The 13,657-nt window shown below is 71.0% G+C and carries 12 protein-coding genes; 9 read left to right on the forward strand and 3 right to left on the reverse strand.

All coding sequences use genetic code 11. From position 1 onward, the window contains the following. Positions 1-84: 84 nt before the first annotated feature. Entirely contained in the window at positions 85-1,590 is a 1,506-nt protein-coding gene (locus tag OG579_RS00870) for a DHA2 family efflux MFS transporter permease subunit (protein ID WP_328857744.1), read from the forward strand. Positions 1,591-1,609: 19 nt separating this feature from the next. Here the strand turns inward: OG579_RS00870 and yaaA are convergent, their stop codons facing one another. Then, on the reverse strand, positions 1,610-2,353 hold the full coding sequence (gene yaaA / locus OG579_RS00875; protein WP_328857745.1) for a peroxide stress protein YaaA: 744 nt from the start codon (positions 2,351-2,353) through the stop codon (positions 1,610-1,612). A 70-nt stretch (positions 2,354-2,423) separates the two neighbouring features. Here yaaA and OG579_RS00880 point away from each other — a divergent pair, with 70 nt between their 5' ends. Further along, entirely contained in the window at positions 2,424-4,148 is a 1,725-nt protein-coding gene (locus OG579_RS00880; RefSeq protein WP_328859112.1) for a proline--tRNA ligase, read from the forward strand. On the opposite strand, the gene OG579_RS00885 is transcribed toward OG579_RS00880, so the two are convergent. Continuing rightward, on the reverse strand, positions 4,128-4,562 hold the full coding sequence (locus OG579_RS00885; protein WP_045822472.1) for a ferritin-like domain-containing protein: 435 nt from the start codon (positions 4,560-4,562) through the stop codon (positions 4,128-4,130). The genes OG579_RS00880 and OG579_RS00885 overlap by 21 nt on opposite strands. Then, positions 4,559-5,149 (reverse strand): hypothetical protein, encoded by a 591-nt coding sequence (locus tag OG579_RS00890; protein ID WP_328857746.1) that lies wholly within the window; start codon positions 5,147-5,149, stop codon positions 4,559-4,561. Before OG579_RS00890 ends, OG579_RS00885 begins: the two co-directional genes overlap by 4 nt. Before the next feature lie 195 nt (positions 5,150-5,344). Between OG579_RS00890 and rimP the strand changes: the two genes are divergently transcribed. From rimP to OG579_RS00925, 7 genes are all read left to right on the forward strand, one after another. Further along, positions 5,345-5,998, forward strand: coding sequence for a ribosome maturation factor RimP (gene rimP, locus OG579_RS00895; RefSeq protein WP_328857747.1), 654 nt, complete (start codon positions 5,345-5,347; stop codon positions 5,996-5,998). Further along, positions 5,995-7,017 carry a transcription termination factor NusA gene (gene nusA, locus OG579_RS00900; RefSeq protein ID WP_328857748.1) on the forward strand — a complete coding sequence of 341 codons (1,023 nt, stop codon included), beginning with the start codon at positions 5,995-5,997 and terminating at the stop codon, positions 7,015-7,017. The genes rimP and nusA overlap by 4 nt, the downstream gene beginning before the upstream one ends. 61 nt (positions 7,018-7,078) lie before the next feature. Continuing rightward, entirely contained in the window at positions 7,079-7,432 is a 354-nt protein-coding gene (locus tag OG579_RS00905; RefSeq protein WP_328857749.1) for a YlxR family protein, read from the forward strand. Positions 7,433-7,577: 145 nt separating this feature from the next. Then, the gene (gene infB / locus OG579_RS00910; RefSeq protein WP_328857750.1) at positions 7,578-10,469 is read left to right on the forward strand and encodes a translation initiation factor IF-2; all 2,892 of its coding nucleotides are present in this window, start codon (positions 7,578-7,580) and stop codon (positions 10,467-10,469) included. A gap of 199 nt (positions 10,470-10,668) precedes the next feature. Next, positions 10,669-11,205, forward strand: a complete 537-nt coding sequence (gene rbfA, locus OG579_RS00915) for a 30S ribosome-binding factor RbfA (RefSeq protein ID WP_045822484.1) — start codon at positions 10,669-10,671, stop codon at positions 11,203-11,205. Positions 11,206-11,273: 68 nt separating this feature from the next. Next, complete coding sequence (locus OG579_RS00920) at positions 11,274-12,257, forward strand: DHH family phosphoesterase (RefSeq protein ID WP_045822485.1); 984 nt, start codon at positions 11,274-11,276, stop codon at positions 12,255-12,257. Then, complete coding sequence (locus OG579_RS00925; protein ID WP_328857751.1) at positions 12,254-13,606, forward strand: MATE family efflux transporter; 1,353 nt, start codon at positions 12,254-12,256, stop codon at positions 13,604-13,606. The genes OG579_RS00920 and OG579_RS00925 overlap by 4 nt, the downstream gene beginning before the upstream one ends. Positions 13,607-13,657: the final 51 nt, after the last annotated feature.

Genomic DNA, 13,657 nt, shown 5'->3' on the forward strand with positions numbered 1-13,657 from the left:
CACCGGCCGATCGCGCCCGGCGCCGTCGGATCCGCGTCGCCGCGTTTTCACGGAAACGACCGACGACCGGTAGCGTCGGAGGTCATGACCGCCGATTCGACGACCCGTGCGCCGAGCGTCGGGCAATCCCGTGTGTTCGGTTGGCCCATCTTCGTGCTCGGCGGTATGCAGCTGCTGGTGGTCCTCGACGGCACCGTCGCAGCCCTCGCGCTGCCCCGCATCCGCGACGCCCTCGGTCTCAGCGAGTCCAGCGGCAACTGGATCATCACCGCCTACGTCATCGCCTTCGGCGGACTCATGCTGCTCGGCGGTCGTCTCGGTGACACCTTCGGGCGGCGCAAGATGTTCGTCTTCGGCGTCGCCGCCTTCACGATCACCTCGCTGCTGTGCGGCCTCGCGTGGGACGAGGCGAGCCTCGTCGTCGGGCGTGCCCTGCAGGGTGCGTCGGCGGCCGTCGCCGCACCGACCGCCATGGCGTTGGTGACCACCACCTACGCACCCGGCAAACCCCGCAGCCGAGCCTTCGCGGTGTACGCCGCCATGAGCGGTATCGGATCGGTCGCGGGCCTCATCGTGGGCGGTGCGCTCACCGAGGTGTCGTGGCGGCTGGTCTTCCTCATCAACGTCCCCATCGGACTGCTCGTGGTGGTCGGTGCCGTCGCGTTCCTCACCGAATCGCAGGGCAGTCGCCTCGCCCTCGACGTGCCGGGCGCCGTCCTCGCGACCGCGGGTGCATCCCTGCTGGTGTTCGCGGTCAACGAGGGCCCCGGCGGATGGGTGCGCCCGATCGTCCTGATCCCTGCGGTCCTCGCGATCGCGGCCTGGATCGCGTTCGTGTTCGTCGAGCGCCGCGCCGAGAACCCGATCCTCCCGTTCTCGCTGTTCCGCAACGCCAGCCGCGTAGCCGCACTGGTGTCGATCCTGCTCTCGGGCGCGATCCTCATGACGATGGCGGTCTACATCGCCCTGTTCCTGCAGGGGATCATCAAGTACACCCCGCTGCAGAGCGGTCTCGCCGTCGTGCCGTTCGCCTACGGACTCGGCGTCGGCGCGTTCCTCGCGTCGCGTCTGGCCCAGCGCGTGCAGTGCCGGTGGATCGTCGTGGTCGGCGGCGCCTGCATCCTCGGGGGCTGTCTCTACGCCGCGAGCATCGCGACCACCTCGCCGAGCTACTTCCCGGCGATCTTCGTCCCCGTCATCGTCATCGGATTCGGAGTGGGTGTCGCGTCGATCCCGCTCACCCTCGCCGCAGTCGCCGGCGTCGGTGTCAACGAGGTCGGCCCGGTCACCGCGATGGTGCAGGTCGGCCAGAACCTCGGCGGCGGCATCGGTCTGGTGATCGTCGGGGCGATCGTGACGTCGCGGACCCTGTCGTTGGGTGGCACCACCGCACCCGTCGTCGACATGAACCCCTCCCAGCTCGACGCCCTGGCCAACGGCTATGGCCTCGCGTTCGTCTGTGCGTCGGGGATCGCCGTCCTCACCGGCCTGGTCGTGCTGTTCATGCGGTTCACCGTCGACGAGGTAGCCGAGGGTCAGCTCGCGCAGAAGGCCGCCAACGAGGGCGGTCCGGTCGAGACCACCGCCTGATCCCGCCTGACCGGTCGGTTCAGTCGGTGAGGATGACCAGTTCGCGGTCGGAGGCGATCTCGGTGCGTTGACCGCCGTCGGCCACCACCGACGCCAGCGACGAGATGTCGCGTACCGACCGTCGCGTGGAGACCAGCGTCCGTGCCATCACGCCTTTGTGATGCTTGTTGAAATGGCTGACCACGCTGCGTGATCCGTCGGCGTTCTCGGTCAGCACCGTCACCTCGATCGACCCGGCGACGGGCCCCAGTGCCCGATAACCGCCCGACCGCAGATCGATGACGACGTCGGTGTCGAGGTCGTCGAGAGCGGCCGACAGATCCGGTTTCCACTGCGACGCCAGTGTCCCGAGGCCGGGCAGCCGCGACGCCGCCGAGAGGCGATACGCCGGGATCGGGTCACCCGCGCGGACCACCCCGAACAACGCCGAACCGACGGCGAGCCGATCGCGCGCCTTCGTCCGCGAGGCTCGGGTGAGCCCCCCGACGTCGAGGGCGTCGTAGAGCACGCCGGTGTACCGCTCGATCGCCGGTCGGGTCGGTGAGGTGTACAGCGTGGCGTTGCGCGCGACCTCGTCGAGCTGGGTGCGACCGAGCCCCAGTGCGGTGGCACTGGCCTCGGGGTCGGCGGCCAGATCGACCAGGGCCGCGGCGAGGCGCTGTCGGATGGGGGTCAGCGTGGGAAACGACAGGGCGGCGAGATCGAGAGGGGCGCCACGCCCTCCGTCGGACTTGGTCTCCGACGGCGGCAGGATGATGAGCACGATCGTCCACGCTAGCGGCCGGCAGCGGCGGGTTCGCGAGCAACTAGGCTGACTTCCCGTGATCACCCGTATGTCGACCCTCTTCCTGCGCACCCTGCGCGACGACCCTGCCGACGCGGAGGTGCCGAGCCACAAGCTGCTGCTGCGCGCCGGCTACGTCCGGCGCGTCGCGCCCGGTGTGTACAGCTGGCTGCCGCTGGGTCTGCGGGTGCTGCGCCGCGTCGAGAACGTCGTGCGCGAGGAGATGAACCGCATCGGGGCGCAGGAGATCTCGCTGCCCGCGCTGCTGCCGCGTGAGCCCTACGAGACCACCGGCCGGTGGACCGAGTACGGCGACGCCCTGTTCCGCCTCAAGGACCGTCGGGGTGCGGACATGCTGCTCGGCCCCACCCACGAGGAGCTCTTCGCCCAACTGGTGAAGGGGGAGTACTCGTCGTACAAGGACCTGCCCGTCACGCTGTACCAGATCCAGACCAAGTACCGCGACGAGGAACGCCCCCGCGCCGGGATCCTGCGCGGCCGTGAGTTCGTGATGAAGGACTCGTACTCGTTCGACCTCGACGAGGCGGGCACGAAAGCCTCCTACAACGCCCATCGCGAGGCCTATCAGGCGATCTTCGCCCGCCTCGGCGTCCGCTACGTCATCGTCGCGGCCACCTCGGGGGCCATGGGCGGGAGTGCGTCCGAGGAGTTCCTCGCCGAGAGCGAGGTGGGCGAGGACACCTATGTCCGCTCGCCGGAATCGGGATACGCCGCCAACGTCGAGGCCGTCGTCACCCCCAGTCCGCCGGCGATCCCGATCGAGGGTCAGCCCGAGGCGACGGTGTACGAGACCGGCTCCACCCCCACCATCGCGACCCTCGTCGACTGGGCCAACGCGACCCTCGACCGGCCCGTGACCGCCGCCGACACCCTCAAGAACGTCATGGTGAAGGTGATCGTGCCGGGCAAGGAACCCGAGATCGTCGGCGTCGGTGTCCCCGGCGACCGCGAGGTGGACATGAAGCGGCTCGAGGCCTCGTTCGAACCCTCGGCCGTCGAACTGCTCGACGAGGCCGACTTCGCCGCGAATCCGTTCCTCGTGAAGGGCTACATCGGTCCGCGCGGCCTGATCGCCCACGGGGTCCGGTACCTGGTCGATCCCCGTGTCGTCGACGGCACGAGCTGGATCACCGGTGCCGATGAGCAGGGCAAGCACGTCGTCGGTCTCGTCGCCGGGCGCGATTTCGTCGCCGACGGCACGGTCGAGGCCGCCGCCATCCGCGACGGCGACCCGTCGCCCGACGGCACGGGCACGCTGGTGTCGGCCCGCGGCATCGAGATCGGTCACATCTTCTCCCTGGGGCAGAAGTACACCGACGCGTTCGAGGTCGACGTGCTCGGCGAGAACGGCAAGCCCGTCCGCCTCATCCAGGGCTCGTACGGCGTCGGGGTGTCGCGGCTGGTCGCGGTGATCGCCGAACAGACCCACGACGAGAAGGGCCTGTGCTGGCCGGAGTCGGTGGCGCCGTTCGACGTCCACGTCGTCATCGCCAACGCGAAGGATCCGGCCATCGTCGCCGGCGCCCACGAGCTGGCCGCCGATCTCGACGCCTGGGGACGCGAGGTGCTGCTCGACGACCGCAAGGCCTCGCCCGGGGTGAAGTTCAAGGACGCCGAGCTGCTCGGCACGCCCTACATCGTGGTCGTCGGTCGCGGTTTCGTCGACGGCCTCGTGGAGGTGCGCGTCCGCGCGACCGGGGCGGTCAGCGAGATCCCCGTCGCCGACGTGCGGTCAGCTCTGGGCGCCCGGTGACGCGACCGTCGCCGGCGAGATCCTGAGCACCAGACGCCAGGTCGCGGCTCGTCGCGCCGAGTCGCTGAGCGCGTCGACACCGGCCTGTCGTTGCGACCGGTCGTCGGCGCGTTCGAGCAGCGCGCGGTAGGCGCGGGCGCAGTCCTGTTCGGCGGCGAGAACGGCCTGGATCGCGGTCACCGGGTCGGTGATCGACACCGGAGGCACATACCCCGCGGCCGGCAGCGGGGCGGTGACCTTCGCCGCCAGCATCAGACGCTCGAGTTCGTCACGCCGGGAACGGTGTTCGGCGGTGTAGTCGGCGATGGTGTCGCGCCGGGACGCGGCCGCGTAGGCCACGGCCACGCCGTAGACGAAGACGGCGGCGTTCTCCGCCTCGACCGCGGCTGCGAGGGCGTCGGTGGCCTCACTCATGCGAGCTGCACCTCGATCTCGGCGGTCAGCGCCGCGGCGACCGAACCGAGCATGCCCGCGCGATAGCCCTGCCCCGCGATCGCCAGGCCTGCCGCAGCCGACCGGGCATCGCTCAGGCGTGCGCGCAGGTCGTCGACGGTGGTCACCGCGGCCGCCGCGTCGCGCACCGACGGTGCCGCCGACACTGGTGCGGGGTCGCCGCCAGTCGTCGTCACCGGTGACGGATCGGCGACCACCCCCGAGGTCGAGCTCGGCCGTGCGAGGTCGGGGGACAGGCGTGCGATCTCGTCGTTGATCAGGGTGGCGTGGGTCTGGCGCTCGGCCGCGATCACGGCCAGGGCCGCGGCACGGTCGGGCGCACGGGCGGCCAGCGCGGTGGCCGCGGCGGCATCGACCGACGCAGCCACCGACAGCGGCTCCAGCTGCTGCGCGATCCGCATGTCCTCGGTCATCTCGGCGCTGTCACCGCATGCCGCGAGCACCCCGGCACCGAGAACCACGCCGGTCGACACCGCCGCGGTGTTCCGCAGGAGGCCACGCCGGGACACGACGGATCGGGGGACGAGGGTGGGTCGGGCGACGGTCACGGGTGTTCATACTGCCAGCCGACCGCCGGTCCGGCGTGGACCGGAGCACCCCCGGCGACGGGGTAAACTCACCACTCGCACCACGGTCGCACGACGGGTCGCGTTCGATCATCACGAACCGGCGCCCGCGGCGACGACCCGACGGCCACGATGCGCAGCGACGTTGCGCGACAACTTCAGACGAGGAGGCGCCCCATGGCGGATGACAGCCAGGCGATCAGCGTCATGATCTCCCCGGTCGTCGGCGACGCGGGCTTCGACCTCGACGACGTGATCGTGCACCGTTCCGGCGACCGCAGTGTGGTCCGGGTGATCGTCGACTCCGAGCAGGGCGGCGACCTCGACCTCCTCGCCGACCTCAGCCGCGCCGTATCCGAGGTCCTCGACGCCGCCGATCCGCCCGTTCTGGGCGCACTGCGCTACACCCTGGAGGTCACTTCGCCGGGGATCGATCGTCCACTGACCCGGCCGCGGCACTGGCGCCGCGCGCAAGGTCGCAAGGTCGTCGTCGACCTCGCCGACGGGACCACGCTCGCCGGTCGCGTCGGTCGGCTCGCCGCCGACGAGGCCACCATCGACATCGTCGTCACCGACCGCGGACGCAGCACCGCCCGGACGCTGTCGGTCAACGACGTCGCCACCGCCGTGGTGCAGGTCGACTTCGGTCGCGCCACCCGCGACGAGCGCCACCTCTGCGGGCTGGGCGAGGAGACCGACACCCGCGCGCCGGTGGCGCTGTGGGAGGAACCCGGTGGCGACGCCGACCTCGTCGACATCCACCATCCCGACGACGCCCCGCACTCCGCCACCGACGCCGCGGCACCAGACGCCACGAGAGGACACGCATGAACATCGACATCGCCGCACTGCGGATGATCGAGTCCGACAAGGGGATCCCGATCGACACGGTGATCACCGCCATCGAGACCGCATTGATCACCGCCTACCGCCACACCGAGGGCTTCGCCCAGCACGCGCGGATCGACGTGAACCGCAAGACCGGCGCGGTGCGGGTCATGGCCCAGACCCGCGACGAGAACGACCAGCTGATCTCCGAATGGGACGACACCCCCGAGGGCTTCGGTCGCATCGCCGCGACGACCGCCCGTCAGGTGATCCTCCAGCGCCTGCGCGACGCGGAGAACGAGAAGAACTTCGGCGACTACGTGGCGCACGAGGGCCAGATCGTCGGCGGCGTGGTCCAGCAGGACTCGCGGGCCAACGCCCGCGGCATGGTCATCGTCCGGATCGGCAGCGAGGCCACCGGCACCGAGGGCGTCATGCCCTCGGCCGAGCAGGTCCCCGGCGAGACCTACAAGCACGGTGACCGCGTGAAGTGCTACGTCGTCGGCGTCGCCCGCGGTGCCCGCGGCCCCCAGATCACCCTCTCGCGCACCCATCCCAATCTCGTGCGCAAGCTGTTCTCCCTCGAGGTGCCCGAGATCGAGGACGGCTCGGTGGAGATCGTCGCGGTCGCGCGCGAGGCGGGCCACCGGTCGAAGATCGCCGTCCACACCGGGGTGGCCGGCCTCAATGCGAAGGGCGCCTGCATCGGTCCGATGGGCCAGCGTGTGCGCAACGTGATGAGCGAGTTGGCGGGGGAGAAGATCGACATCATCGACTTCGACACCGACCCGGCGGTGTTCGTGGGCAATGCGCTGTCACCGTCGAAGGTGGTGTCGGTGACCGTGGTCGACCCGGTGGCCAAGGCGGCGCGCGTCGTCGTCCCCGACTACCAGCTCTCGCTGGCGATCGGCAAAGAGGGCCAGAACGCCCGGTTGGCCGCCCGGCTGACCGGGTGGCGCATCGACATCCGGTCCGACGCCGAGGTCGCGGCCGAGGCGGCCGGCTCGGCCGAACGACCCTGAGGGACGACACCCGGCGCGGTGTCGTGGCGTCGGCGATTTGCGGCGGGCGGTAGACTCTCCGATGGTAGAAAAAGCGCTGACGACCACCGGGCCCGTGCGAACGTGCATCGGTTGTCGGACGCGGGCCGCGGCCGCAGATCTCGTGCGGGTCGTGGCAGCAGTCGAGCAGGGTGCGCCGATCGTGACGATCGACCGCACCTCCACCATGCCGGGGCGTGGTGCCTGGCTGCACCACAATCCGGACTGCGTCCGGGCGGCGGTGCGGCGCAAGGCCTTCGGACCGGCGCTCAGGGTGCCAGGACTCACCGCCGACGCCGACCGTCTCGAACGCGAGATGGCCGAGTCGGCGTGGCCTGAGCGCGAAGTAGGAGACGGTTGGATCACGACCGTAGGTACGAGCCGGTCACATCGGTGACCGGTCGAGAGCCGAGGACGCGAGTCCCCGGCAGAACGGGTGGCAGAAGACATGAGCACACCGTGAAGTTCCCACGATGAGCACGTTTCTAACGTAATCCGAGGTCGCAGCGGGCAGCCCGCTCGACCTCCAAGTGAGGAGAGCAGTGGCAGGCAAGGCCCGCGTGCACGAGTTGGCAAAAGAACTCGGCGTCACGAGCAAACAAGTCCTGGCTCGATTGAGCGAGCAGGGCGAATTCGTCAAATCAGCGTCATCCACCGTCGAGGCACCGGTCGCGCGTCGACTGCGTGAGTCCTTCCCGGCCGCCTCCGGCGCGCCGGCGGCCTCGTCGGCCCCGGCGGCCCAGAACGGGTCGTCCCAGAACGGCTCGACCGGCAACGGTGCGTCGACCACCGCACCGACGCCCGGTTCCGGCGCCAAGCCCGGCGGTCGCAAGCCGTCCGCACCGAGCCCCGCCTCGGCCGCGGCCGCAGCGGCACCCGCACCGGCCGCCCCGACCCCGTCGGCGCCGACTCCTGCGGCCCCGACCCCGGCGGCACCCACTCCGTCCGCGCCGACCCCGGCACCGCGCCCCGCGGCTGCGACCCCGCCCTCCGAGGCGCCCGCACCGCAGGCCCCGGCCGCCGCGTCCGCGGCCCCGGCCGAGGCGCCAGCCGCAGCTCCGGGCCCGCGCACACCGGCCGGCCCCAAGCCCGGCCCGCGTGCACCGCGTGTCGGCAACAACCCGTACTCGTCGGCGCCCGCACCGCGGCCGCCGGCGGCGCGTCCGGCAGCACCCGGCGCCCCCGGGGCTCCCGGTGCCGCCCGTCCCGGCGCAGGTCGTCCGGCCGCCGGTCCCGGTGGTCCGCGTCCGGCACCCGGTGCCGGCGGACCCCGTCCGAGCCCGGGCAGCATGCCTCCACGCCCCAACCCCGGCGCGATGCCGTCGCGGTCGGCCCGTCCCGCCCCGGGCGGTCGTCCCGGTGGTCCGGGCGGACGTCCGGGCGGTCCCGGCGGTCGTCCCGGCGGCGGTGGCGGTGGCTACCGCGGTGGCGGCGCACCCACGGGTGCCCCGACCGGTGGACCGCCCGGTGGCTTCCGGGGTCGTCCCGGTGGCGGCGGTCGCGGCCGTGGCGGCGGCGCCGCAGGTGCTTTCGGCCGTCCCGGCGGAGCGCCCCGCAAGGGACGCAAGTCGAAGCGTCAGAAGCGCCAGGAATACGACTCGATGCAGGCACCGGCCGTCGGTGGCGTCCGGTTGCCCCGTGGCGACGGACAGACCATCCGGCTCGCCCGCGGTGCGTCGCTCGTCGACTTCGCCGACAAGATCGACGCCAATCCGGCCGCGCTCGTCCAGGCGCTGTTCAACCTCGGCGAGATGGTCACGGCCACCGAGTCGGTGAACGACGAGACGCTCGAGCTGCTCGGCGGCGAGATGAACTACGTCGTGCAGGTCGTCAGCCCCGAGGACGAGGACCGCGAGCTGCTCGACAGCTTCGACCTCAGCTACGGCGAGAACGAGGGTGGCGAGGACGAGCTCGAGCAGCGTCCGCCGGTGGTGACCGTCATGGGTCACGTCGACCACGGCAAGACGCGACTGCTCGACACGATCCGCAAGGCCAACGTCCGCGAGGGCGAGGCCGGTGGCATCACGCAGCACATCGGTGCCTACCAGGTGCTCACCGAGCTCAACGGCGACGAGCGGCTCATCACCTTCATCGACACCCCCGGTCACGAGGCGTTCACCGCCATGCGTGCCCGTGGCGCGAAGTCGACCGACATCGCGATCCTCGTGGTCGCGGCCGACGACGGCGTCATGCCGCAGACGGTGGAGGCGATCAACCACGCCCAGGCGGCCGACGTGCCGATCGTGGTCGCGGTCAACAAGATCGACAAGGAGGGTGCTGATCCGCAGAAGATCCGAGGTCAGCTCACCGAGTACGGTCTGATCCCCGAGGAGTACGGCGGCGACGCGATGTTCGTCGACATCTCCGCGCGGGAGAACACCAACATCGAGGCCCTCCTCGAGGCGGTCCTGCTCACCGCGGACGCGTCGCTCGACCTGCGCGCCAACCCGGACATGGATGCCCAGGGTGTCGCCATCGAGGCGCACCTCGACCGCGGCCGTGGACCGGTGGCCACCGTGCTCGTGCAGCGCGGAACGCTCAAGGTCGGCGACTCGATCGTCGCCGGCGACGCCTACGGACGTGTGCGTCGCATGGTCGACGAGCACGGCGAGGACGTGGCCGAGGCGACCCCGTCGCGGCCTGTGCAGGTCATCGGCTTCACCTCGGTGCCCGGCGCCGGCGACAACCTCCTCGTCGTCGACGAGGACCGCATCGCCCGCCAGATCGCCGATCGTCGCAACGCGCGCAAGCGCAACGCGATGGCCGCACGCAGCCGCAAGCGGATCAGCCTCGACGATCTCGACGCCGCCCTCAAGGAGACGTCGCAGCTCAACCTCATCCTCAAGGGTGACAACTCGGGCACCGTGGAGGCGCTCGAGGAGGCGCTGCTCGGCATCGACATCGGCGACGAGGTGCAGCTGCGCGTCATCGACCGCGGTGTCGGCGGCGTGACCGAGACCAACGTCAACCTCGCGACGGCGTCGGACGCGATCATCGTCGGGTTCAACGTGCGCGCGGAGGGCAAGGCCACCGAGCTGGCCAACCGCGAGGGCGTCGACATCCGGTACTACACGGTGATCTACCAGGCGATCGACGAGATCGAGAGCGCGCTCAAGGGCATGCTCAAGCCGATCTACGAAGAGGTCGAGCTCGGCCGTGCGGACATCCGCGCGATCTTCCGCTCGTCCAAGGTCGGCAACATCGCCGGCTGCCTGGTCACCTCGGGCATCATGCGACGCAACGCCAAGGCGCGTCTCCTGCGTGACAACGTGGTGGTGGCCGAGAACCTCACCATCTCGTCGCTGAAGCGGGAGAAGGACGACGCGACCGAGGTCCGCGAAGGCTACGAGTGCGGTCTGACGATCACGTACAACGACATCAAGGTCGACGACGTGATCGAGACCTACGAGTTGCAGGAGAAAGCCCGCAGTTGATCGATCCCGACGTCGACGGACATCAAGGTCGACGACGTGATCGAGACCTACGAGTTGCAGGAGAAAGCCCGCAGTTGACAGGCGCGTAGCCGGTTCGCACCTGCACCGCTCGATCACCCGACGCCCGGGCGTCTCGCTTCCGCGAGATCCCGGGCGTCGGGCTCGGCACACATCCCCACCACCGCGAAGGAGTGACACCATGGCCGACCCGGCACGGGCACAACGGATGGCCAAGCGGATCTCGTCGATCGTCGCCTCGGCGATCGGCTCGGAGATCAAGGACCCGCGGCTCAACTTCGTCACCGTCACCGACACGAAGGTGACCAACGACCTCCACGACGCCACCGTCTACTACACGGTGATGGGTGAATCCCTCGACGTGGCACCCGATTACGAGGGTGCGGCCGCCGGACTGGCCCGCGCCACCGGTCTCCTGCGCTCGAAGGTCGGCGCCGGGACCGGCGTCCGGTTCACCCCGACGCTGCGTTTCGTCCTCGACACCGTGCCCGACACCGCGCGGCACATGGAGGAACTCGTCGCCCGCGCCCGCGCCCACGACGAGATGTTGGCCCGCCAGGCCCGCGACGCCGTCCCGGCCGGAGACGCCGATCCCTACCGCGACGACGTCTCGATCTCCGATGAGGCCTCGGCCCCCGGACCGGCGGCTGACGGAAGTTCACCACGGGGCGCCGACCCCGCTGATTACGATGGGCCGGACGCGGCCGACCGACGGTGACGGGTTCGGCCGAGCGGCCGCCTGGGCCGCCGGTCGGTACAGGGCACGACGAGTCGGACGGAGCAGGCGTGAGCGGACCAGGGCAGACGACCGACGCGCTCGGGGCGCCGCGGGCGCGCACGGCCGAGGTGCTGCGCGCAGCTCCCGCGGTCACGGTGCTCTGTCACGTCCGCCCAGACGCCGACACCATCGGCAGCGGTCTGGCTCTCGCGCTCGCGCTCGACGCGATCGGCGTCGAGGTGGAGGTCGCGTTCCCCGGTCCCTGGCCGCTGCCCGAGGCGTTGGGGTCGCTCCCCGGCGCGAAGCTCATCGTCGAACCCGGCGACCTCGTCGGTCATCCCGTCGCCGTCGCGATGGACTGCGCCAGTTCCGAGCGTCTCGGTGACCTCGCCGCGATCCTGACCGCCGCGGAGACCGGCATCGTCGTCGACCACCACGCATCCAATCGTGGATTCGGTGACATCGACCTGATCGACCCCGCCGCCGACTGCACCGCCGAACTGGTGCTCGGCATCCTCGACGAGGCCGACATGCCCGTCGACCGCGACATCGCGACCTGCCTGTTCGCCGGACTCGTGACCGACACCGGGTCGTTCCGCTGGGCCCGGCCCAACTCCCACCTGCTCGCGGCCCGACTCCTCGAGACCGGTGTCGACGGCCAGGGATGGACCCGCACGCTGCTCGACACCCACCAGTTCGGGTGGCTGACGATGGTCTCCGGGGCGCTGCAGTCGGCGGTTCTCGTCCCGGAGGCGTTCGGCGGCAGTGGCCTGGTGTACGCGGTGGTGGACCACAGCTGCAGCCGGACCATCGACTGGGACGAGGCCGAGAGCGTCATCGACCTCGTCCGCACCGTCGGTGACGCGGACGTGGCCGTCGTGTTCAAGGAATCCGCGCCGCACGAGTGGACCGTGTCGATGCGCGCACGCTCGCACACCGACCTGGTGCCCCTCGCGCGTTCCCAGGGCGGCGGCGGCCACCCCCACGCGGCGGGGTTCAGCGCGTCGGGTCCGGCCGATGAGGTCATCGAGAAGTTCCTGACCGCGGTGTGACCGGACCGGATTCCGCTGCGCCCTCGGGGCGCACCATCCTGCGTCTGGCCTCCTCGGCGCTCATCGTCCTGGTGGCCGAACCCCTCTACCTGATGGAGGACCTGGCCGTGGTCGGCCGACTCGGTGCCGTCGCGCTCGCCGCTCTCGGTGTCGGATCGCTGATCCTGGGCGTCGTCAGCACCCAGCTCACTTTTCTGTCCTACGGCACCACGGCCCGGTCGGCGCGCATGTTCGGTCGCGGCGACCGGCGTGCGGCGATCGCCGAGGGTGTCGCGGCGAGCTGGCTCGCCATCGGGGTCGGCGTGGTCATCGCGGTGGTGATGACGGTCATCGCCCCCTGGGTCGTCGGGGTGATCGCGCCCGGCGACGGCGTCGACTCCGAGGCCGTCGGATGGCTGCGTATCGCCGTCTGCGGCGTTCCCCTGATCCTGCTGTCGATGGCGGGCAACGGGTGGATGCGCGGCGTCCAGGACACCCGGAGGCCGGTGGTCTTCGTCGTGATCGGACTGGGCCTCAGCGCGGTGCTGTGTCCGGTCCTCGTGCACGGGTTGCTCGGTGCCCCCGCGATGGGATTGCACGGCAGCGCCGTCGCGAACGTCGCCGGCCAGTCGGTGGCCGGGCTGCTGTTCGCGCGACAGGTCGTCGTCGCGGCCCGACGATCGGCCCCCGAGGAGCCGTGGACCGAGCTGCTCGCGCCCCGTCGCCGCATCATCACCGCACAGCTGTCGATGGCGCGTGATCTCGTCGTGCGGAGCCTGTCGTTCCAGGTCTGCTTCCTCTCCGCCGCAGCCGTCGCCGCGCGCTTCGGGGTCGCCTCGCTCGCCGCGCACCAGGTGGTGCTGCAGCTGTGGAACTTCGTGTCCCTCGTCCTCGACGCTCTGGCCATCGCCGCGCAGTCCCTCGTCGGGGCCGCGCTGGGCGCCCGGGCGATCGGGGCGGCGGGGGTGGTCGCGCGCCGGGTCACCGTCGTGTCGATCGGTGTCGCCGTCGCGGTCGCCGCCGTGTTCGCGGTGGCCCGCACCCCGATGGGCCGCATCTTCACCGACGACACCGACGTCCTCGCCGCGCTCGACACGCCGTGGTGGTTCCTCATCGGGATGCTGCCGGTCGCGGGAGTGGTGTTCGCCCTCGACGGTGTGCTCCTGGGCAGCGGCGACGCCGCCTACCTGCGCACCACGACCGTCGCGAGCGCGCTCATCGGGTTCCTGCCGACCATCTGGCTCTCGTTGGTGTTCGACTGGGGTCTGGCGGGCATCTGGACCGGACTCGCCCTGTTCATGATCTGTCGCCTCGCGGCGTTGTCGGCCCGCATGGCCGGTGGACGGTGGACCCTCGTGGAGATCCGATGAGGCGTCGATAGACTCGGAGGTCGACCGCGTCCGACAGCGGCGAGGACGAGG

Origin of the sequence: Williamsia herbipolensis (genome assembly GCF_036153515.1) — a bacterium.
Classification (GTDB): Bacteria; Actinomycetota; Actinomycetes; order Mycobacteriales; family Mycobacteriaceae; genus Williamsia_A; species Williamsia_A herbipolensis.

Bases quoted from the DNA above. Each gene is read 5' to 3' on its own strand.
- OG579_RS00885 (WP_045822472.1), bottom strand. From the start codon at position 4,562: ATGAGTGAGGCCACCGACGCCCTCGCAGCCGCGGTCGAGGCGGAGAAC.
- rimP (WP_328857747.1), top strand. From the start codon at position 5,345: ATGGCGGATGACAGCCAGGCGATCAGCGTCATGATCTCCCCGGTCGTC.
- OG579_RS00880 (WP_328859112.1), top strand. From the start codon at position 2,424: ATGTCGACCCTCTTCCTGCGCACCCTGCGCGACGACCCTGCCGACGCG.
- nusA (WP_328857748.1), top strand. From the start codon at position 5,995: ATGAACATCGACATCGCCGCACTGCGGATGATCGAGTCCGACAAGGGG.
- OG579_RS00870 (WP_328857744.1), top strand. From the start codon at position 85: ATGACCGCCGATTCGACGACCCGTGCGCCGAGCGTCGGGCAATCCCGT.
- OG579_RS00905 (WP_328857749.1), top strand. From the start codon at position 7,079: ATGGTAGAAAAAGCGCTGACGACCACCGGGCCCGTGCGAACGTGCATC.
- rbfA (WP_045822484.1), top strand. From the start codon at position 10,669: ATGGCCGACCCGGCACGGGCACAACGGATGGCCAAGCGGATCTCGTCG.